Origin of the sequence: Delftia sp. DT-2 (genome assembly GCF_028401915.1) — a bacterium.
Lineage (GTDB): Bacteria > Pseudomonadota > Gammaproteobacteria > Burkholderiales > Burkholderiaceae_C > Comamonas > Comamonas tsuruhatensis.
On sequence record NZ_JAQOTI010000019.1, the window covers coordinates 81,191 to 101,444 of the forward strand.

The 20,254-nt window shown below is 65.0% G+C and carries 18 protein-coding genes and 1 pseudogene; 1 reads left to right on the forward strand and 18 read right to left on the reverse strand.

The features are described 5' to 3' along the window. Positions 1-115: 115 nt before the first annotated feature. From PO605_RS26920 to PO605_RS27000, 17 genes and pseudogenes are all read right to left on the reverse strand, one after another. Positions 116-673 (reverse strand): sigma-70 family RNA polymerase sigma factor, encoded by a 558-nt coding sequence (locus tag PO605_RS26920; RefSeq protein ID WP_047471487.1) that lies wholly within the window; start codon positions 671-673, stop codon positions 116-118. 162 nt (positions 674-835) lie between these two features. Then, complete coding sequence (locus PO605_RS26925) at positions 836-2,002, reverse strand: DUF4272 domain-containing protein (protein ID WP_047471481.1); 1,167 nt, start codon at positions 2,000-2,002, stop codon at positions 836-838. A 96-nt stretch (positions 2,003-2,098) separates the two neighbouring features. Further along, positions 2,099-3,631 carry a sigma-54 interaction domain-containing protein gene (locus tag PO605_RS26930; RefSeq protein ID WP_047471484.1) on the reverse strand — a complete coding sequence of 511 codons (1,533 nt, stop codon included), beginning with the start codon at positions 3,629-3,631 and terminating at the stop codon, positions 2,099-2,101. 42 nt (positions 3,632-3,673) lie between these two features. After that, entirely contained in the window at positions 3,674-3,994 is a 321-nt protein-coding gene (locus PO605_RS26935) for an ArsR/SmtB family transcription factor (protein ID WP_016449629.1), read from the reverse strand. Positions 3,995-4,134: 140 nt separating this feature from the next. After that, entirely contained in the window at positions 4,135-6,657 is a 2,523-nt protein-coding gene (locus tag PO605_RS26940) for a TonB-dependent receptor (RefSeq protein WP_272207180.1), read from the reverse strand. A gap of 86 nt (positions 6,658-6,743) precedes the next feature. After that, on the reverse strand, positions 6,744-7,784 hold the full coding sequence (locus PO605_RS26945) for a siderophore ABC transporter substrate-binding protein (RefSeq protein WP_047470989.1): 1,041 nt from the start codon (positions 7,782-7,784) through the stop codon (positions 6,744-6,746). 65 nt (positions 7,785-7,849) lie between these two features. Beyond that, on the reverse strand, positions 7,850-8,812 hold the full coding sequence (locus PO605_RS26950) for an iron chelate uptake ABC transporter family permease subunit (protein ID WP_047470984.1): 963 nt from the start codon (positions 8,810-8,812) through the stop codon (positions 7,850-7,852). Further along, the gene (locus PO605_RS26955; protein ID WP_047470986.1) at positions 8,812-9,816 is read right to left on the reverse strand and encodes an ABC transporter permease; all 1,005 of its coding nucleotides are present in this window, start codon (positions 9,814-9,816) and stop codon (positions 8,812-8,814) included. The genes PO605_RS26950 and PO605_RS26955 overlap by 1 nt, the downstream gene beginning before the upstream one ends. Continuing rightward, positions 9,813-11,606: an ABC transporter ATP-binding protein gene (locus tag PO605_RS26960; protein WP_272207181.1), complete on the reverse strand. Its 1,794-nt coding sequence runs from the start codon at positions 11,604-11,606 to the stop codon at positions 9,813-9,815. Before PO605_RS26960 ends, PO605_RS26955 begins: the two co-directional genes overlap by 4 nt. Beyond that, positions 11,600-13,414: an ABC transporter ATP-binding protein gene (locus tag PO605_RS26965; RefSeq protein ID WP_047474159.1), complete on the reverse strand. Its 1,815-nt coding sequence runs from the start codon at positions 13,412-13,414 to the stop codon at positions 11,600-11,602. The genes PO605_RS26960 and PO605_RS26965 overlap by 7 nt, the downstream gene beginning before the upstream one ends. Positions 13,415-13,577: 163 nt before the next feature. Continuing rightward, positions 13,578-14,591, reverse strand: a complete 1,014-nt coding sequence (locus PO605_RS26970) for a FecR domain-containing protein (RefSeq protein ID WP_047474161.1) — start codon at positions 14,589-14,591, stop codon at positions 13,578-13,580. 13 nt (positions 14,592-14,604) lie between these two features. Next, positions 14,605-15,123: a sigma-70 family RNA polymerase sigma factor gene (locus PO605_RS26975; RefSeq protein WP_013803359.1), complete on the reverse strand. Its 519-nt coding sequence runs from the start codon at positions 15,121-15,123 to the stop codon at positions 14,605-14,607. Between the two features lie 103 nt (positions 15,124-15,226). Next, a complete protein-coding gene (locus PO605_RS26980) occupies positions 15,227-16,531 on the reverse strand; it encodes an SGNH/GDSL hydrolase family protein (RefSeq protein WP_047474163.1) in 1,305 nt (434 codons plus the stop codon). A 528-nt stretch (positions 16,532-17,059) separates the two neighbouring features. Further along, on the reverse strand, positions 17,060-17,227 hold the full coding sequence (locus tag PO605_RS26985) for a hypothetical protein (RefSeq protein ID WP_156136136.1): 168 nt from the start codon (positions 17,225-17,227) through the stop codon (positions 17,060-17,062). Between the two features lie 70 nt (positions 17,228-17,297). Next, a complete protein-coding gene (locus PO605_RS26990) occupies positions 17,298-17,777 on the reverse strand; it encodes an RHS domain-containing protein (RefSeq protein ID WP_442855565.1) in 480 nt (159 codons plus the stop codon). Positions 17,778-17,835: 58 nt separating this feature from the next. Continuing rightward, entirely contained in the window at positions 17,836-18,282 is a 447-nt protein-coding gene (locus PO605_RS26995) for a hypothetical protein (RefSeq protein WP_156136137.1), read from the reverse strand. A gap of 5 nt (positions 18,283-18,287) precedes the next feature. Then, positions 18,288-19,073: pseudogene (locus tag PO605_RS27000) on the reverse strand (RHS repeat-associated core domain-containing protein); the annotation flags it as partial. Positions 19,074-19,207: 134 nt separating this feature from the next. On the opposite strand from PO605_RS27000, the gene PO605_RS27005 reads away from it, so the two are divergent. Beyond that, positions 19,208-19,420, forward strand: a complete 213-nt coding sequence (locus PO605_RS27005) for a hypothetical protein (RefSeq protein WP_231574474.1) — start codon at positions 19,208-19,210, stop codon at positions 19,418-19,420. An 81-nt stretch (positions 19,421-19,501) separates the two neighbouring features. Here PO605_RS27005 and PO605_RS27010 read toward each other — a convergent pair. Then, positions 19,502-20,254 (reverse strand): RHS repeat-associated core domain-containing protein (locus tag PO605_RS27010; RefSeq protein WP_334313825.1); only part of this gene is annotated, 753 nt, incomplete at its 5' end.

The window sequence follows — 20,254 nt, forward strand, 5'->3', positions numbered from 1 at the left end:
TGACGCAGGCTACAGGGAAGCAGACGCACGGACAGCCGCGAACCCAACCCCGCGTGCGGGGCAAACGGGGTGAGGGCACAGGCCGCAGTCCGCGCAGGCCATGCAAGGTCTGGCCTCATCGAGCGTCTCCCGGCCGGGGCGATGCTGCGGGCGCAGGCGTGCCGTCCATGCGGTCCTGGCAGGCGCGGCAGGCCTGCATGCCCAGCTTGATGTGGCGCTCGACCATGGTGGTGGAGATGCCCATGTGCCGGGCCACTTCCGCCTGGGACATGCCGTCGAACTTGTGCAGGATGAAGGCCTCGCGGCAGCGCAGCGGCAAGGCGCCGATGGCGGCCAGCAGCGCTTGCACGGACTGGGAGGACATGGCGGCGATCTCGGGCTCGCAGGCCTGGGGGCCGGCCAGGTCATCCGCGCCCTGCGCCTGCTCCGCGCCCTGCGGCCCGGCATCCAGCGGCGCATGCGCTCCACGCACCTCGCTGCGGCGGTACTGGTCGATCACCAGGTTGCGCGCCGTGCGGTACAGCAGGGCACGCGGTTCGGCAATGCCCTCTCCAGAGCGCTGCACGGCCAGCAGGCGCGCATAGCTTTCCTGTGCAAGATCCTCGGCCGTGTCGCGATCCTTGACGGCCCTTTGCAGGAACCTCAGCAGTTCTCGGTAATAGCGTACGACCACGGGAGCCAACAACGGATCAGTCAACGGATGGCCATGCCCGGCCGCCTTGGCCCAACGGCAGGCGGTGCCGGGGGCCGCGAAGCGGCGAGTATAGACAGTTGAATGAGTTTCAATCTCAAACAGGAATAAAAAGAGGGCCGGCTGTGCGGCCATGCCACCTGCTCAGGTGGGCGTGTCCACGTCATCCCAGTCGTTGCCCTCGAAGCGCACCAGCCAGTTCAGGGCGTGGTGGCGCTCCATGAGCACGTCGGCGTTCAGCCCCGCGGGCGCGGGCTGCTGTTGCACCTGGGCCTGGCGCACGATCCAGTGCAGGCGGTAGTGCTGGTCCAGGGCGTCGAGGATGTCGCTGTCGGGCCGCATGCGCGCGGCATGCAGGGCGCCTTGCAGGTCGCCGGCCTGCAGCAGGGTGCGCGAGGTGAGCGGCACGTCGCAGATGGCATCGGGGAACGGCAGCGTATCGACCAGGCCCAGCGCCCATTCCAGCAAGTACGCGGCTTCGTAGCGCCAGCCGAACTTGGCGATGGCCTCTTCGGAGGGCTGGGCAGTGGCCATGAAGTCGCGCTCGTTGGGGGTGAGCGCGGCCTGGGCGGCTGGCAGGCGCTGGAACAGCTCGTCGGGCGTGAGCGGTTCGCCACTGTTCATTGCTTCGTTCAGCGATTCGGCGCGCACGGCCACGGCCAGCAGGGCGAAGGCGCGTGCGGCGATCTCATCGGGCGCGCGCATGCGCAGTTCGGGCTCGGAGATCAGCGGCGGCAGGCTGGCCGCTGGCGTGAAGCCGCGCTGCGCCAGCGTCTGCTCGCTGCGCTGCTTGCGCTGCCAGGCCTGCTGCGGATAGGGCAGCGCGGCCTGTTCATCGGGCTCGGCGCCGTTGGCGGCCAGCAGGATGCGGCCCTGCGGGTCGCGAATGCTGCCGTCCGCCAGAAATGCGATGGCGTTGGCGCGCTGTGCCCAGCCGGCAAAGGCATCGAGCTGCTCCGGCGCAATGCCCAGGCTCAGGTGCTGCTGCACGCGCTGGATATGGCGCATGGCGTGGTAGCGGTTGCGCGTCATCTGCCCATCGCCGCGCCCCAGCACATAGCCGACAAAGCCGGAAAGATGCGGTGCCAGCTCGGGGTCCGACAGATCGCGGCGCCCGGCCAGCGTGTGCGGAAAGTCAATCGCAGGAAGGTCCCAGACGGTGCAGTAGGCGTTGATGAGTACTTCGTCCTTTGCAGCATCCGCCTGGGGTTCCTGCTGCTGGCGTTGGTGTTGCGGGTGTTCCTGTGGGCGAGCGGGCTCGGGTGCAGGCTTGCTGAATGCGGTCTTGAGGCGGGTAAGGAGGTTTTTCATGTTCACGGACTGGGTTCCGGGATGGGCTCCGGGATGGGGAACAGCAGGAATCGCCCTGCCTCTTGGCCACGGTACGGCCTGCAGATGGCGGGTGACTCAGCCCCCCAGCTCCAGCACCGCCATGCGGTCATACAGCGTGGCCCGCGAGATGCCCAGCTGGCGCGCCGTGGCCAGTTTGTTGCCGCTGTTGGCGGCCAGGGTGGCGGTGATGGCCTTGCGTTCCAGCTCGGCCACCTGCTGGGCCAGGGGGCGCAGCAGGTCGGTGTCGGCGGGGCTGTCGTGGGCAGGGGACGGGGCGGGCGCAGTCTCGGGGCCGGGCGCAGGGGCGGCGGGTTCCACGCCGGATGAGCGCAGCACTTCGCGCAGTTGCTCTGCGTTGATGGCGGTGTCTTCGCTGCGCATGGCGGCCTGCTCCAGCACGTTGCGCAGCTCACGGATGTTGCCGCGCCAGGTCTGGCCGGCCAGCAGGGCCAGGGCGTCGGGCAGCAGTTCGGGCGGGGGCATGTCGTTGCGCAGGGCCAGTTCTTCGGAGAGGACTTCGACCAGGGCCGGGATGTCGCGCCTGCGTTCGCGCAGCGGGGGCACGCGGATGGGCAGCACGTGCAGGCGGTAGAAGAGGTCTTCCCTGAAGCGGCCGTCCCGCACCATCTGCGGCAGGTCGCGCGAGGTGGCGGCGACCACGCGCACGTCAAAGCGCACGAGCTGGTTGGAGCCCAGCGGTTCGATCTCGCCTTCCTGCAGCGCGCGCAGCAGCTTGGCCTGCAGGTTCAGGGGCATGTCGCCGATTTCGTCGAGGAACAGCGTGCCGCCGTCGGCCAGCCTGAATTTGCCGTCGCGCGGCTTGCGGTCGGCGCCGGTGAAGGCGCCGGGGGTGACGCCGAAGAATTCGGCCTCCAGCAAGGCGTCCGGCACGGCGGCGATGTTGACGGTGACGAAGGGGCCGCCGCTGCGGGCCGATGCGGCGTGGATGGCATGGGCCAGCAGCTCCTTGCCGGTGCCGGTCTCGCCCAGCAGCAGCACGGGGCTGAGCGACTGGGCTGCGCGGCGCGCCTGGCGCTTGACCTCCACGGCCGCCGGGCTGCTGCCGACAAAGCTGGCAAAGCTGTACTTGGCGCGGCGCTCGCCCTGCACGGCCACGCGCAGGCTGCGGTTGCGCTGGGCGGCCAGCTCGCGCCGGGCCTCGTCCAGGTCGCGCTGCAGAACGGCGAACTTGCTGATCAGGGGCTGCAGCGTGGTCTCCGGCTGGTCGAACAGCACGATGCCGATGGCACCGATGACCGCGCCCGCATCGTCCTTGAGCGGGATGCGGCTGACCACGAAGGTGCCGGCACGGTTGGTGAGCAGGTCGATGAGCACGGGCTCGCCGGTTTCCAGCACGCGGCGCATGCGGGTGTTGGGAATGACGTCCTCGACCATGTGGCCCAGGAACTCATCCACCGAGGCCACGCCCAGGTCGGGCAGGAAGCGCTGGTAGCCCTCGTTGACCCAGACGATGCGCCCTGCCCTGTCGGCCAGGAACATGCCCTGGCTCATGGTGGAGAACAGCTGGAACATGGAGCGCGCTGCCAGCGCGAGGATGCCGTCGGCATCGAGCGGCAGGGGCTGGACCAGGGTGGGTGTGGGCGGCATGGATGGCATCCTAGCCGAGTCGCCCCTGCCAGGCTGCGGCACTCAGCCCTGCTCGATGGCGACCTGGGTGCAGATGGCGCAGCACATCTGCGCAGCCTGCTCGTTGGCGATGAAGTAGTAGATGCTGACGCCTTCGCGGCGCCGGCCCAGCACGCCGGCCTGGTACAGCGTGTTCAGGTGCTGGGACATGTTGGGCTGCGTGGTGGCGATGCTGGCGAGCAGCTCGGTCACGTTCTTCTCGCCATTGCACAACACGCTGATGATCTTCAGGCGCACGGGCGCCGCCATGGCACGGAACAACTCCGCAGCGCTCTCGAACACGCTGTCGTCGCTCAGGTCCATGCTGTCATTGCGGCTGTCCATAGGCGTCTGTCATCCTGGTATACGGCGGGAGGGCAAGGGGGCTGGCATGCTTTGCCGCCCGACCGGGCTAGTTTATAGCCCGCAGGGCGGCAGCGCAGGCTCGGTGCGGCTTGATGGAAGGCAAGCCGCCCTGTCATCGCTCAGAAATCAACCGTGGCCGACAGCATGAAGGTGCGCGGTGCGCCCAGCCCGAGGCTGGTCCACAGCGGCGTGGCCCAGTAGGCCTTGTTGGCCACGTTGGTGATGCTGCCGCGCAGCGTGAGCGGATGGCCGGCCGCAGTGGTCACGTAGCGCGCACCGATGTCGAACACGGTGCGGCCCGGCACGGACAGCGAGTTGTCGGCATTGATGTACTGTCTGGAAGCCGTGGTGGCGTTGGCCGTCAGCGTCAGGCCCTGCACGGCGGGCAGGTCCCACTCCACGCCCAGCTTGCCCTGCAGCCTGGGCACGCCCGCCGCCAGCTTGCCCTGGTTCACGCCGCCTGCCGTGCGGGTGAGCTTGGGCTGTACGTAGGCAATGCCGCCCATCAGGCGCACGCCCGTGGCCACGTTGCCGAAGAAGCCCCATTCCACGCCCCGGTTGCGCTGCTCGCCGCCGAAGGAGAAGACGTTGGAGACGGGATCGGTGTAGCCGTTGGGCCGCTGGATCTCATAGAGGCTGAAGGTGTGGGCGAAGTCGCCCAGGTCCAGCTTCAGGCCCAGCTCCTTTTGCCGGGACTTGTAGGGCGCGAACACTTCGCCCGCGTTGGCCGCCGTCATGGGTGCGGTGGCGCCCTGGCTCAGGCCTTCGATGTAGTTGGCGTAGACCGAGACACGCTCGCTGGCCTTCACCAGCAGCGCGGCGGCCGGCGTGGTGGCGCCTTCGTCATAGCGCGCGGTGCGCGCGCCCGTGGCCACGTTGAAGGTGTCGCTGAGCACCTGCTGGCGGCGCAGGCCCAGGGTGAGCTGCACGCGGTCCTGCGCAAAAGACAGGGTGTCGGCCACGCCGATGCTGGTCAGCCGCAGTTCGGTGCGCGAGATCGGGGGCGCGTTGAAGCTGGTGGCCGGGCCCCAGATGGGGTGGTAGATGTTGGTGATCCAGTCCTGGGCCAGCACGTTGCGGCGGCCGAACTGCTTGTCGGTATGCGTGTAGTAGGTGGCGTTGAGCGCCCACTGGTGGCCCACGCCGGCCGTGTTGAACTTGCCCTTGAGGCCGGCCTCGGCCGACTTCTTGTCCATCTCGAAGCCCAGGTCGGCCAGGTTGGTGCGGTAGTCGCCGGCCGTGTTGAAGACCTGGATCAGGTAGGCCCCCGTGGAACGGTACCGGGTCTTGCTGGTGCCCACGGCGGCATAGGCCGTGACGCGGTCGCCCAGGTCGAGTTCGCCGCGCACCATGGCGCCCTTGTCCTTGGTGTCGTAGAAGGCCCAGCTGGGGTTGAGCAGGGTGTCGGCCTTGGGCGGCCTGGGCACGGGCAGGCCTGCGGCCAGGTTGATGCCGCGGTTCAAGCCGTCGGTGCGGTCCTCGCTGCTGTACAGGTCGGCCGACAGGCGGGCACGGTCGCCGCGCCAGTCCAGGCCCAGCGAGGCCAGCCGGGTCTCTTTTTCCTGGTGGTTCACGGCGCCGTCGCCGTCACGCAGCACGCCGTTGAAGCGGATGCCGAACTGCTTGCGCTCGCCGAACCGCCGGCCCAGGTCGATGTGGGCGCCCAGCTGCGCATCGGACATGAAGGAGGTGGTCAGCCGCGTCAGCGGCTCGTCGCCCGCGCGCTTGGGTACGAGGTTGACCGTGCCGCCCACCGAGCCGCCGGGCGGCATGCCGTTGAGCAGGGCCGAGGGGCCCTTGAGCACGTCCACGCGCTCGAACATTTCTGGCGATGCGCGGTAGAACGGTGCCACGCCGAACAGCCCGCCAAAGGTCACATCGCCAATGCTGGAGCTGAAGCCGCGAATGGAGTAGTTCTCGCTGATGATGCCGGTCATGCCCGTGCTGAACACGGTGGGGTCGGCGGCGGAGATCACGTCGGTGATGTCGCGGGCCTGGCGGTCGGCGATGAATTTCTCGGTGTAGCTGATGGTGTTGAAGGGCGTCTCCATGAAGTCCTTGTCACCCAGCAGGCCCATGCGGCCGCCTGTGGAGACCTGGCCACCGGCATAGGCTTCCGGCGCCTGCTGAGCCTGTGCGCGCACGGTGACGGCAGGCATGAGCACGCCGCCGTCCACGGGCGCTGCCGCGTTGCGGTCGCGGCCCAGGGTGTAGCTGCCGTTGGCTTCGCGCAGGGCGCGCAGGCCCTGGCCGCGCAGCAGCTCGGCAAAGCCTTCGGCCACGCTGTAGCTGCCCGACAGGCCTGCGCTGCTGCGGCCTTGCAGCAGGCTGGCATCCACCGTCAGCTCCACGCCGGCCGATGCGGCAAAGGCGTTGAGCGCCTGGCCCAGCGGGCCGGCCGGGATGCTGAAGGCGCGGCGGGCCTCGCCGGGTGCCGCCCCGGAGGCGGCTCCAGATGCGGCCCCCTGGGCAGCCGCCTGCGCCAGCGCGGACGGCATGGCCACGGCCAGGCCCCCCAGTGCCAGGCCCGCCATGCAGAGCATGTGCACGGCGATGGCCGTGTGCCTGCAGGCAAAGGCCGGGCGCGGCAGGGCGCGCGATGCGCCGTTGTGCGCGGGACGGGATGGATGGCGTAGTGCCATGCGGGACTCCTTTCGATTCGGGTAGGCGTTGGGTGTTTCACCTTGTCTTCCGAACGAGAAAGCCAAACCCTCAATCGAGAATGCGATCAATTTGCAACCGCAGCGGCCACCGGGCCCGCGCCCGCTGCCGGCACATCGCCGTAGCCCTTGAGCACGTCATCGACCATGAGCTTCACCGAGGTCACGCTGGCCGCCGTGACGTACCAGGCCTCGGAATCGACGAAGACCACGCGGTTGTTCTTCCAGGCGCTGGTCTGGCGCAGCAGCGGGTTGTCCATGCCGGCAGCATCCATGCCCGGGCGGCGCTGCATGATGGCCGTGCGGTCGATCACGTAGAGGATGTCCGGGTTGGCCTGCTGGATGAATTCGCTGGAGATGGGCTGGCCGTGCAGGTCGGCCTCGGCCGCCATGCTGGCGGGCCTGACGCCCAGCGCGTTGAAGACAAAGCCGTAGCGCGACTGCGGGCCGAACGAGGTGAAGGAGCCGTTGTTGTGCATGACGATGAGGGCCGTCTCCTTGCGCCCTTCGGTGGCGCGCCGGGCCTGGGCCACCTTGTCGTACATCTCGGCGGCCTTGGCGCGCGCCAGGTCCTGCTTGCCGAAGATGCGACCCAGGGTCAGCAGATGATCGCGCACGGTGTCCAGGTGCCGGGTGCCGCTGTTCCTGAAGTCCACGTCGAAATGCACGGTGGGCGCAAAGCCCGAAAGCTCCTGGTAGGCGCTGGCCTGGATTGGCGAGATCAGCACCAGGTCGGGCTTGAGCGCATGCACGCGCTCCAGGTTGGGCTGGACGATGGAGCCCAGGTCCTGCACGTTGGCATCGTCCTTGTACCGGGCCAGGAAGTGGGGCACGAAGTCCTTGGGCATGCCGGCAATGGGCACGCCGAGCTGGTCGAGGAAGTCGGCCTCGTTCATGTCCAGCGCGGCCACGCGCTGCGGCGGGCGCTCCACCACCGTCGTGCCCAGTTGGTGCTGCACGGTGACGGGCTTGAACTCGCCGGCGCCCGCCGCCTGCGGCGCTGCGGCCTGTGCCGACGGGTTGGCGGGCCGGTCGCAGGCCGACAGGGCCAGGGCAGCAGCCAGGGCCAACATGGGAGCGTGATGGGGAACGCGGAACAGACGGGTCACGGGCTTTCTCTCCTGAAAAATGGCATGCATTGCTTGACTGTTTTTTGGTGGCGCCGGTGCTCGGCTCAGGCCCGGCCGCGCCCGCGCACCATGAGTGCAAGGAAGTAGCTGCCGCATACCAGGTTGACGAGGATGCCCACCGAGGTGCGGTAGTTGAAGACATGCTCCACCGCCAGCTGCGCCGCGATGAAGATGGACACGGCCACGGCACAGCCCAGCGGCAGCGTGACCCGGTGGCGCGCCGTGCCCGCCAGCGCATAGCTGATGTGGGCCACGAAGATGCCCATGAAGGCCGTGGGCCCCAGCAGGCTGGTGGACACCGCCACCAGCGCGGCAATCAGCGCCAGCTGCAGGCGCAGCTGGCGCTGGTAGTGCACGCCCAGCGAGATGGCCTGCTCGCGCCCCAGGGCCAGCACGTCCAGCACGGGCAGGCTGCGCCGCACGATCACGCAGGCCACGGCCACGATCAGCGCCGACCACAGCAGCTGCGCGGGCCGGGCGCGGTTGAACGAGGTGTAGCTGTAGCCCTGCAGCACAGAGAACTCTCCGGGGCTGATGCGCAGCTGCACGAACTGCGTGAAGGTGCCTATCACCATGCCCAGCACCAGGCCCAGCAGCAGCAGGAAGTACACGTTGTCGCGCCCCCCGCCCAGCAGCCAGCGGTGCAGGGCCCAGGAGTAGCCCAGCATGCAGGCCACCGACAGCCAGAAGTTGCCGCTGGGGCCCAGCACCACCAGGCTTTGCACGCCCATGGCCAGCACCAGCAGCGCCTGCAGCAGCAGGTAGACCGCCTCATAACCCATGATGGCGGGGGTGAGGATGCGGTTGCCCGCAAGCGTCTGGAAGACGATGGACGACAGCGCAATGCAGATGCCGCCGATGACGATGGCCGACAGCCGCGTCAGCCGCCGTGCAATGACGTAGCCGAAGTCCAGCCCCGAGCCCAGCAGCACGAAGCAGGCCGCCAGCGCGACGGCAACCACGGCAGCCGCAATCCATGCGGTGGTGTGAGGCAAGGCCTTGCGCATCACGGCCTTCTGCGCAGGATGAGCACGAGGAACAGCACGCCGCCCACGCTACCCGCCGTCAGGCCGATCGGCACCTCGAAGGGGTGCATGATCAGCCGGCCCACGATGTCGCAGGCCAGCAGCAGCGAGGCGCCGCTGAGCGCGACGATGGGCAGGGTGCGGCCCAGGTTCTCGCCGCATCGCATGGCCACCAGGTTGGGAATGACCAGGCCCACGAAGGGAATGGCGCCCACGGTGATGACCGTGGCCGAGACGGTGACCGCCACCAGCACCAGGCCCAGCGTGGCCAGCGCCGGATAGCTCAGCCCCAGGCTGGTGGCCATGCCCTCGCCCATGCCCAGCACGGTGAAGCGGTGCGCAAACGCATAGGTCAGCACCACGATGGGCACGATGAGGTAGATGATCTCGTAGTGGCCCTGCACGACGCGCGAGAAGTCGCCCAGCAGCCAGCCCTGCATGCTTTGCAGCAGGTTGTGGCGGAAGGCATGGAACTCGGCAATGGCGCTGAGCACGCTGCCGTACATCAGGCCGACCACAGGCACCAGCACCAGGTTGCGCAGGCGCATGCGGCGGACGATGGCCACGTACAGCAGGCTGGCGCCCAGGCAGAACACCAGCGCGAACACCATGCGCCAGGCCACGCCCCACGCGCCCGAGGTAAAGGCCGAGGCGGGCGCCACCGTCAGCGACACCAGAATGCCCAGCTTGGCCGCGTCCAGACCGCCGCAGGTAGCAGGCTCCACAAAGCGGTTCTGCACGATCTGCTGCAGCACGACGCCGCACACCGACAGCCCCACCCCCGTGAGCACCAGCGCTGCCAGGCGCGGCAGGCGGCTGGCCGTGAGGGTGAGCCAGGCATCGCCCGACAGCGACAGCAGCTGCCCCCATTCCACCTGCCGCGCGCCGGTGAGCACGGAGGCGCAGCACAGCGCGGCAAACGGCAGCAGCCATGGCGCCAGGCGCGGGACCTGCGTCCCTGTCGTTGGCTTCGCAGGCTCGCTCAACGGAGGTCCTCGTCCGTGCCCGTGCGCGTTCCCGCAATGCGCCAGCCCTTGGCGGCGCGCCGCCGCGCCAGAAAGCGCGCATACAGGCCCGGCGCCTGTGCCAGCTGCTGCGGCGTGCCCTGCTCGCTGACGCGGCCCTGGTCCAGCACGATGATCTGGTCGGCCATGGCCACGGTGGACAGCTGGTGGGCAATCACGATCAGCGTGCGCCGGCCGCGCAGCCGCGCCAGCGCCTGGGCGATGGCCGCCTGGTTTTCGGCATCCAGCGCGGCCGTGGCCTCGTCGATCAGCAAAATGGGCGCATCCTTGATGAGCGCACGCGCGATGGCGATGCGCTGGCGCTCGCCGCCCGACAGGCGCGCCCCGCCCTCGCCCACCGGCGTGTCCAGGCCCTGCGGCAGGCGCTCGATGATTTCGGCCACGCCGGCCTGGCGGGCCGCTTCCATCACCTCGGCATCGCTGGCCTGCGGGCGGCCCATGCGGATGTTGTCGGCAATGGAGCCTTGGAAAAGGTAGCTGTCCTGGAAGATCTGGCTGATCTGCCCGGCCAGCCGCTCGCCCGCGATCTGGCGCACGTCGATGCCGCCCACCAGAACGCTGCCCTGCTGCACATCGAAAAAGCGTGCGACCAGCCGCAGCACGGACGATTTGCCAGAGCCCGAGGCGCCCACCAGCGCCGTCATCGAGCCCGGCTCCACGCGCAGGCTCGGGCCGCGCAGCACCTCGGGCTGGCCCGGCGCGTAGCGGAACACCACATCGCGCAGCTCCACCGAGGCATCGCGCGGCGCCTGGGGCACGGCAGGCTCGGGCAGCGGCTGGACCGCGAGGATGTCGCGCACGGCATCGAGCTGCACGCGCGCGGCGCGCAGCGAGTCGGCGTAGCCGGCCACCTCCAGCAGCGGATCGACATGGCGGCAGGCCAGCAGCAGGGCCACGATCACGGGGATGGCGGCTTCCATTCCCATGCCCATGCCCTGTGCTGCAACGCCGCCCAGGCGCTCGTCCAGCCACAGCGCGCCGGCCACCAGCAGGGCCGCAAACACGGCCTGCACGGCCCAGCCGTTGAGCACGCCCGACAGCGCCGCCAGGCGAATGGACTGCGCGCCGGATGCGCGCTGCCGGCCCAGGGCCTGCTCCAGCCAGCGCGTGCCGCCGCCTTCGCCATTGAAGGCGCGCAGCACGGACTGCGCCTGCGCAAACTCCACCATGCGCTGGCTGGCGCCGGCCATGCTGCGCTGCAGGCGCTCGTCGGCACGGCGGCCCAGGTGTGCGGTGACCAGCAGCACGCCGGCCAGCAGCGGCAGCGCCAGCAGTGCAATCAGGCCCATGCGCCAGTCCATGGCACACAGCGCGGCCACCACGGCAACGGGCGCCACGGCGCCGCTGAACACGGGCGTGAACACATGGGCCGGCAGCTGGGCCACTTCCATCATTCCCTGCGAGACAACGTGGTTGAGCCGGGCCGTGTTCTCGGGCGTGAACCATCCCACGGGCAGGCGGGCCACATGGTCGCCAAGCCGGTGGCGCGCCACGCGCAGCACGGCGGCGCCCAGGCCCAGGCCGGCCTTTTCCACCTGGCGCTGCCAGGCCCAGCACAACACCACGCCCGCCAGCAGCACGGCCAGCCAGGCCGAGGCGCCGCGCGTATCGCCTGCCAGCAGGCGCGACAGCACGGGCACAAGAGCGGTGACGACCAGGCCGCTGAGCAGGCCATGCAGCACGGCCATGCAGGCATAGCGGCGGAAAAGCCGGGCATCGTCGCCCAGCAGTTGCATCAGGGTCTTCAGCATGACGGCAGCTCCGGGGCCAGGGCGGGGGTGGAAGGCAGGGATTGGGAGGGCTGTGACTCGTACCCGCCCAGCGCCCACAGCCGTGCGTAGCGTCCGCCCAGCGCCAGCAGCTCGGCATGGCTGCCGCGCTCGCGGATGACTCCGCCTTCCACCACCAGGATCTGGTCCGCATGCATGACGGTGTCCAGCCGGTGGGCGATGACCAGCAGGGTGCGTCCGGCGGCCAGGCGCGACAGGGCTTCCTGGATGGCAGCCTCGCTCTCGGCATCGGCAGCGGCCGTGGGCTCGTCCAGCACCAGCACGGGCGCATCCAGCAGCACGGCGCGCGCAATGCTCAGGCGCTGCTGCTCGCCGCCGGACAACTGGGCGTCTTCGCCGATCACGGAGTCATAGCCGCGCGGCAGCGCCAGGATGCGTTCATGGATGTGGGCGGCGCGCGCCGCCTCTTCCACCTCCTGCGCGCTGGCCGAGGGCCGGCCCAGTGCGATGTTCTCGCGCACGCTGGCATGCACCAGGCGCACGTCCTGCAGCACAAAGGCCAGGTGGCGGTACAGCTGTGCGGTCTCGATCTGCCGCAGGTCCACCCCGCCCAGCGTGATGCGCCCTTCGTTCGGGTCGAAGAAGCGCAGCAGCAGCCGGGCGAGCGTGGACTTGCCCGCGCCCGAGCCCCCCACTACGGCGGTCACCGTGCCGGGCCTGAGCGTGAAATCCATGCCCTTGAGCACGTCATGCCCCGCCTCGTAGGCATGGCCCACGCCTTCGAAGCGGACTTCGCAGCCTTGGGGCGGCCTGCATTGATCGGCGGCCGGTTGCTCCAGCACGGGCGTGCGCAGCAGCGCCTGCACGCGCTGGGCAGCGCCCGTGGCGTGGTTGAGCGCATGCAGGTTGAAGCTGAGCAGCTGCAGCGGCGCGCTGATGCCCGGCGCCACCAGGGCAAAGGGCAGCACGTCCACGGGCGCCATCCAGCCCAGGGCCGTGAACAGCGTGCCAAAGGCCAGCACCACCCCCAGCACGGCCACGGGCGCGATCAGCGCATTGGCATTGGCGCGCGCCGACACCAGCGGACGCGCAAAGCCGAGGAAGGCGTCGGTAAAGCCATCGACGGCCTCGCGGTAGCTGCCATGGGCGCGCCCGCTGGCACCAAAGGCCTTGACCACGGGAATACCGTGCACAAACTCCACCACCGCGTTGTTGATGCGCGCCAGCCCCGCGCCAAAGGCCGGCATGTGGGCACTGCTGGCCTGCATGGCGTGGCGCATCACCAGAAAGAAGATGCCGAACGGCAGGGCCGAGACCAGGGCCATGCGCCAGTCCATGGCCACCAGGTAGACCGCAGAAGCGGCCACCGTGCCCGCGCCGCGCCCCACCGTGGTGTAGAAGTGCGCGGTCAGCTCGTGCAGGGTGGCCACGTCGTCCTGCATGGCCTGCTTGACCTGGCCCGAGGCCCGCTCGGTGAACCAGCCCAGCGGCACACGCGCCAGCCGCTGCATGGCCGACAGGCGCAGCCCGTGGGTGAGGCGGTTGTCGGCCAGATGGGCAATCAGCTCGCCCGCCGACACCAGGGCCATGCCCGCGAACAGGCAGACCAGGCACAGCACGATGACTCGCCAGGCATCAGCCGCCACCATGCCGCCATCGGCCAGCGCCAGCCGCGCGATATGGGCGATGCCGGCCAGCGGCGCCAGCGCCAGCACGGCGCCCGCAAACGACAGCAGCGCGGCAAGAACAAGCTGCGCGCGGATGGGCTGCAGCGTCTGCGCAATGGGGCCGGGGCCGGCCTGGGCGTCATCGGCCTCGGGTGAGTGCATGGGTTCTCCTGGAAGGCATGGCGGAACAGAAAAGAACAGAAAACAAGGGCTCTTGCCTGTCTTCCGAACGAGAACGCCAAACCCTCAATCCCCAGGGGCAGAAAGTTGAATCAGCCGGTAACGGGTTCCGAGAAACGGGGAAGGCGCCGCGATGAAAGAAGCCTCAGCCCGCCGCCTGCACCGTGACCCAGTAGCGCGTGCGCGAGACCACCTGCACGGGCAGGCCCAGGGCCAGGTTGTGCAGGGCGCGGTCGGTGTCGCGCAACGAGAACACGCCCGTGACGCGCAGGCCGGCCACCTGCGGGTCGCAGCGCAGCAGGCCCGTGCGGTAGCGCGCCAACTCGGCCACCAGCTCGCCCAGCGGCATGTTGTCGGCCACCAGCACGCCGCGCGCCCAGGCGGCGGCGCTTTCCTGCGCGGCCACTGGAGGCTGGGCCAGATCGCCGGAGAAGACGGCGCCCTGCCCTGCCTCCACGCGCACCACTTGGCCCGGCGCCCGGGCGGGACGCACTTCCACCGCGCCCTCGAACACGGCCACGCGGGACTGCTCATCTTCCTGGCGCAGCGTGAAGCGCGTGCCCAGGGCCTGCACCGTGCCGTGGCGCGAGCGCACGCGCAGCGGGCGCGGTGTGCTTTGCGGATCAGGCGCGGTGGTCACGAGGATTTCTCCGGCGCGCAGCAGGATCAGGCGTTCGGCCCCGTCAAAGCGCAGGTCGATGGCCGAGGCCGAGGCCAGCACCACCTGCGTGCCATCCGGCAGCGTGATCTCGCGGACCTCGCCACGCGCCGTGCCATGGCTGGCAGCGGCGATTTGCCAGGCATCGGTGCCGCGCACCACATGGGCCAAGCCACCGGCCATGGCCATGGCCATGAAGCCCAACACCTGCATGGCACGGCGGCGGCCACGGCGTGGCGCCGGCGACGCAGAGGAGGTGTCCGCCAGCGTATGCCGCGCAATGCCGCCGGGCACGCTGCGCAGCTTGTCGTCAAAGGCCTGCAGCCGGCTCCAGGCCAGCTCGTGCCGCGGATGCTCGGCACGCCAGCGGGCGCAGGCGGCACGGTCTTCGTCGCTGGCGTCATCGGCCCACAGCCGGGCCATCCATTCGGCGGCACGCTGGACAATGGCCGGCTCCAGCAGTTGGCCGGATGCGTCGGAAGATACGGGCGATGAGGACATGCGGGCGAACCGTTCAGCACACCGGGCCGTGCAGCGCCTGGTAGCAGGCCAGCAGGCCGGCGGCGATGTATTTCTCCACCGAAGACACTGACACGCCCAGCTCGGCCGCGATGTCGCGGTAGGCCATGCCGTCGAGCTTGCACAGCAGCAAGGCCTTGCGCGCCTTGGGCGGCAGGCCGTTCAGTGCGGCGTCGATCTCCACCAGCGCCTCCAGCGCCAGGGCACGTGTTTCTTCGGAGGGCGCCATCTGCTCGGGCAGCAGGGCCAGCGCTTCAAGATAGGCCGCCTCCACGCGGCGACGCCGGTACAGGTCGATCACCAGGCCGTTGGCAATCTGGGTGAGATGGCGGCGGTGCTCGTCGGCCGGCGGAACACGGCCGGTGCGCAGCAGTTGCAGGTAGACGTCGTGCGCCAGATCGGCCGCATCAAAGGCATTGCCCAGCTTGCGGCGCAGCAGGCCGCGCAGCCAGCCGTGGTGATCGGTGTAGAGAATTTCGACTTGTTGCTGAAGCGCAAACTCGGCGGCGGCCACAGTACCCCTCCCTGTGCCCCAGGGCGCAGGCACGCCGGGGACGTATGACAAATGAGAACCATTTGCATTTTATATGGAAGCCAGCCCCCGCCGCCGCGACGCACTAGCGCTGCGGCAGGCCGGGCAGTATGGCGTTCAGGTCTACCGCATTGGCCATGGCACGGTTGCCTTCGTCGCCAGGATGCAGCCGGTCGCCCGAGTCGAAGCGCGCCGCCATGCGGGAGGGATGGGCGCCATCGCGCAGCACGGCATCGAAGTCGATGACGGCATCGAAGGCACCGCTCAACCGTATCCATGCATTCACCTGCCGTCGCAGGTCGTCCTTGTCGTCCTGGTAGTAGTCCTCCAGCGGCGTGCCTGGCAAGGCGCCCTCGAAGGGTGGCAAGGTGGCGCCGATCACGCGCAGGCCGTGGCTGCGCGCCCTAGCAACCAGCTGGCGATAGCCCTCTGCCATGTCCTGCAGCGTGGGACGCGGCGCCTGCCGCGCAAAGGCCGTGCCGGGCCAGGAAATATCGTTGATGCCCAGCAGCACGATGAGGCTGCGCACACCGGGCTGGGCCAACACATCACGCTCCAGCCGCGCCAGCGCATGCTCGCCCATGCCATCCGACAGCAGGCGCGCGCCCGAAATGCCGGCATTGACCACCGCCGCGCCGTGCGGCGCAAGGCGCGCGGCCAGGAAATCCGGCCAACGGCTGTCCCTGTCCAGGCTGGCCGTGGCACCGTCGGTGATGGAGTCGCCCATCACCGCTACCACGGGCGCCGCAGCTTCTGCCTCGGCCTCTATGCCCGCCAACAGCGGGCGGGCCGTGCTCCTGATTGCGCCAGGGTCCGAAGTCCGCAGCGCCGCAGCAGCGGACTGATCGCCCGCCACGATCCAGCCGGTCTGGCGCCCATCCCAGTGAAAACTCTGCACAGGCATGGCGCCGGGCAGGTACAGGCTCACGGCCACCTGCGACAGCGAGGCCAGCGGCAAGGCCACAGGGTCGCTGACCAGGGATGCGCCTGCGGCAATGGTGGCTTGCGCGCTGCCGCCAAAGGTCACGGCCTGCAGGCTGCCAGCGTCAATGGCGCCCGCCGGCAACGGCTTTGCCACGGTCGCCCTGCCCACCGTCACAGGCTGGCCGCCATAGGCGTTGGACAGCACGATGCGCAGGCGCGGCCCGCCCAGGCTGATGCGCGCCACCTGGCGCACGGTCTGGTCCCGCAGAACGGCAGGCAGGTTGGTGGGAAAGAGGAAGTCCGCCCCCCAGACCGGCTGCGGGCTGGCCTGCCACGTGGCAGCCCAGTTGGAGGCTTCAGCCGAACCCGCCGACACCGTCGAATCCGCCATGGCAGGCGTGGAAATCAAAAGCGCCAGAAGGACAGCGCCCGAGGCCGTGGAAAGCGATGGAAAGGGTTGCCGCATGCAAGGAATCCGATGTCTGTTGATGGCGGGATCATGGATTCAAGGGCTGCGCGGGACTAGACGGTCTGCTGGAACACCATCTATGAATTCAATTCACGATGAGGCCTGTGCTGTGCTTTGGCAGCGAGGATGGGATGCGTATTCAAGCGTTTTTTTTAGGAGCGATGCAAGGCTGAGGCGGTCTTCTGGCGGCAAAAATCACATCCTATAGATTAACCTGCGCCAATTACCTGATGTCCAGATATTGCATTTCAGGCTTGAAATCGCCATGCTCACAATATTCCTTCGCCATTTCATTATCATATTAGGCCGAATTCAAGAAAATATTCTACTGGCTTATATACTCAATAACCACAAAATAAGCGCCTACTTCGAAAAATACCCACAATGAAATTCTAGAAATCCCTGTGGAACCTTCATTCTTTAACGCCTCACAAATCTACTTCCTCCGTCAACAGCCCCCTGAGTATTGGATAATTTAGTATCCATAACAGAAGAGCCCCAGCCAGAAAGAACCATCTATTGTCTTCAACAATAGATAGTCCAGCGCCAGCAAAGAAGATAATCACTCCCAAAATTTTCCCCATTATCAATACGACCCGATATTTTTTCTTTGAAATTTTTACATTCATATATTTTATTCTCATCAAAAGTTAAATTATTTTGATTTGCAACAGCTGCATGAAAAGAGTTCATAGCGACCAGCTGAGTTGCTCCTACCACATTTGGCTGAACAATTTTCCCGGCACCACTTTTACACAACCGGTTATTTGAATATTCTCCACTGGCATATAGAATCCTGATTCACATAAATACGCACCATCAAATCACAATGCCGATCCCGGTTGTAATACGCCCCCGTTTCCCTGTCATGGTGCTGCCTTTGCGGGTTGCATTTCTTCAGCACATTGCCCCAGGGGTGCAGCTTTGCGGCCCAAGCCACTTGGCCGGTCTGGTCCGTCAGAGCCATTGGCGTGCCAAGATGGTCGCAGTGGTAGAGGTCGATAGCGATGTGGGCGCGCTGTTCTCTCTCTTGTTCCTGGAGTTGGGCCTGCATGCCGCCGAGCAGGTAAGTGGTGCCGTCGGCCTGTTCGCCCAGCAGGGCCTGGGCACTGGGCGGCAGGCCGTGGTCCACTGGTGTGCCGCAGATGTTGGGCAGCGTCTTGCTACAAATCACGCGGCATGCCCGCCAGCATTTCTGTGGTCTGCCCGTCGTGAATGTCCAACATGGCCAAGTGATCTGCATGGATTGGAATCCTACCTTTTTCAAATCATTGATTCGAAGAATCTGGACAACTGAGAAATCAAGATGGCTTCTGATCTTTGGCTTCAATAATCTCTTTATTTATTAGGAAATCACCGTATGGCCATACCGTTATGATTGTTTTTCTTACGAAACCTCCATTTACCTCATCGAATCTTGAAAATTTTGAAATCTTGAAATACTGGGTGTGATCACCCAATGTATTTGCAATCTTTATTGATCTAGGGAAGGCATTCAAGTCAACCTCAAGCCCACTAGTTCTAATCTCTATATTCTTCCTTATTATCTTATGATTTATTTGCCAGGCAAAAATACCTTTAACTTCAAGAGAATACTGTGGATCGCCTAATTTCTCAAATATTTTAGATATGCGCATACCTTCGATGGCAGATAACTCCATCTTCGTCGGAATTAATAAGAAAATCAACAAAGACGCCATATGCATGACAAACAGCGCGATTGTTAGATAGATAAATTTTTCAATCACATTAATTAATCTTTGCATCTTCTGTAGACAGGATTTCCCTTAGGAGCACCACCATTCCAAGGCCAGCCGGTTGAATGAGACCCATTTTCTGATCCTGCACCAATAGTAGTATTATTTTCCGTGACAACTGCGACGTGCCCACTCGCATCTGGGTAAGGGTATGCTACTGCAACAATATCCCCAGGTTTTGGTGAATTAACTATTTCAAAATTTGGTATGATATTTTTCTCATCAGCCCAATCTCCTGCACTTATTGGGCCTCTTGGTATAATCCCATACTTGTAACGAGAAGGTGACTTAACACTTGCATCCTCGAGCACTTCATGAACAAAGAGGTTGCATTTATTTTTATCCTCTCCAAAACCATAGCTAGATTTACTTGAATATCTTGCTTGATTGTTTAGTTTTTTTGCTGCTTGCAAAATTCTTTCTGCACAAGTTTTCACAGGAGCCAATCCCAAAGGATCAGTAAATATTATGGGACTCGTCGCGTATATACTTTTATTAACCCCACCTGCCAACCCAATCGGATCCTGATTCACATAACTCCCCACCATCGGATCGTAATACCGATGCCGGTTGTAATACAGCCCCGTTTCCCTGTCATGGTGCTGCCCCGGCAGCCGGATTGCCTGGTGGATGCCTTGCGGGTTGTATTCCTGCAGCACATTGCCCCAGGGGTCCAGCTTGGCCGCCCAGGCGACTAGCCCCCGTTGGTCGGTCAGGGCCATTGGCGTGCCCATATGGGCACATGGATGGCAGGGAATGACGATGCGCCGTTGCCATTCTTTTCCTGCCCTTGAAGTTAAGCTTCATTTAACTGAACTTGCTTTGTGCTGTGCGCCGTGGCGCTTTTATTATCACCATTTTTAGACGGAGCTTTCCATAGTATATTTTGTATATATACTATTTCTTGAAACGGATGATGATGCAAACACTTGCTATAACAAAAATACAAGTTGATGTTATTATGGAAAACTTATTATCAACAAAAGGTATTTTTAAATTAATAATGCTCTTAAAAAGAAATAGAAGAAAAATATATGCCATTGCATATACTTTATTCTTCGTACATTTGATTTTTGTTGCGCAATATATTGAGAATATAAAAACCAGCGTATCTACTGAAATTAAATAGATGGCAGATATATCGCCTGATGCCCAGCAGGTAACGGGCCACATAAATGCTGTGCATGCTATAAAACTGTAATTCCTCATTTTATTTACAGGGGCAGGTGAATCCATTTATGTCGCTGGATTTAAATGCTTCCCACGCTTTCTTTGTGGCCTCAAATAGAGGGCTATCCTTACTGGGGACAATCGATTCCTTGCCTATATGAATAAGAATTTCCGCAGCACTCTCTTGTCCAGTCCACAGTTGAAAACCCGAGTGAGATGGGGACGTCGCATCTTGTATAGTGTGCAATGCCGCGCCGAAATGGAATAGTGCTGAGTCCATATCGCCAGATTTTTTGGCGTTCAGCGCTTTCTGCGCTTCATTTTTTATAAATTTATTTGTGGTGGCACATGCCTCTGCTTTGGTCTGACCGGGGCGTCGCATCGCGTGCATATGACTAAACTCCGGCGTTTGGTGCTCAGCGCTATCGGCCCACACATGACCTCTTGCGACGGCCGACAATTGTGATTGACTTATCTCTTTGCCAAAAACCAAATAACCGGCTCTTTGATGCACGTATGCGCCTTTCTGGGAAGCCCATAAACCTAGTGGGTCAATCTTTTGCAATGGAATCAATGGATAGATACTCTTATTCATGCCGCCGCTTAACCCAATAGGATCCTGATTGATATAGCTACCCACCACCGGATCGTAATACCGATGCCGGTTGTAATACAGCCCCGTTTCCCTGTCATGGTGCTGCCCCGGCAGCCGGATCGCCTGGTGGATGCCTTGCGGGTTGTATTCCTGCAGCACATTGCCCCAGGGGTCCAGCTTGGCCGCCCAGGCGACTAG

What these genes read in the sequence shown, in the direction of transcription:
- PO605_RS26925 (WP_047471481.1), bottom strand. Translation starts at nt 2,002, where the DNA reads ATGAAAAACCTCCTTACCCGCCTCAAGACCGCATTCAGCAAGCCTGCA.
- PO605_RS26940 (WP_272207180.1), bottom strand. Translation starts at nt 6,657, where the DNA reads ATGGCACTACGCCATCCATCCCGTCCCGCGCACAACGGCGCATCGCGC.
- PO605_RS26985 (WP_156136136.1), bottom strand. Translation starts at nt 17,227, where the DNA reads ATGAACTCTTTTCATGCAGCTGTTGCAAATCAAAATAATTTAACTTTT.
- PO605_RS26930 (WP_047471484.1), bottom strand. Translation starts at nt 3,631, where the DNA reads ATGCCGCCCACACCCACCCTGGTCCAGCCCCTGCCGCTCGATGCCGAC.
- PO605_RS26950 (WP_047470984.1), bottom strand. Translation starts at nt 8,812, where the DNA reads ATGCGCAAGGCCTTGCCTCACACCACCGCATGGATTGCGGCTGCCGTG.
- PO605_RS27005 (WP_231574474.1), top strand. Translation starts at nt 19,208, where the DNA reads ATGATGCAAACACTTGCTATAACAAAAATACAAGTTGATGTTATTATG.
- PO605_RS26980 (WP_047474163.1), bottom strand. Translation starts at nt 16,531, where the DNA reads ATGCGGCAACCCTTTCCATCGCTTTCCACGGCCTCGGGCGCTGTCCTT.
- PO605_RS26960 (WP_272207181.1), bottom strand. Translation starts at nt 11,606, where the DNA reads ATGCTGAAGACCCTGATGCAACTGCTGGGCGACGATGCCCGGCTTTTC.
- PO605_RS26965 (WP_047474159.1), bottom strand. Translation starts at nt 13,414, where the DNA reads ATGCACTCACCCGAGGCCGATGACGCCCAGGCCGGCCCCGGCCCCATT.
- PO605_RS26935 (WP_016449629.1), bottom strand. Translation starts at nt 3,994, where the DNA reads ATGGACAGCCGCAATGACAGCATGGACCTGAGCGACGACAGCGTGTTC.
- PO605_RS26970 (WP_047474161.1), bottom strand. Translation starts at nt 14,591, where the DNA reads ATGTCCTCATCGCCCGTATCTTCCGACGCATCCGGCCAACTGCTGGAG.
- PO605_RS26990 (WP_442855565.1), bottom strand. Translation starts at nt 17,777, where the DNA reads ATGCAGATCACTTGGCCATGTTGGACATTCACGACGGGCAGACCACAG.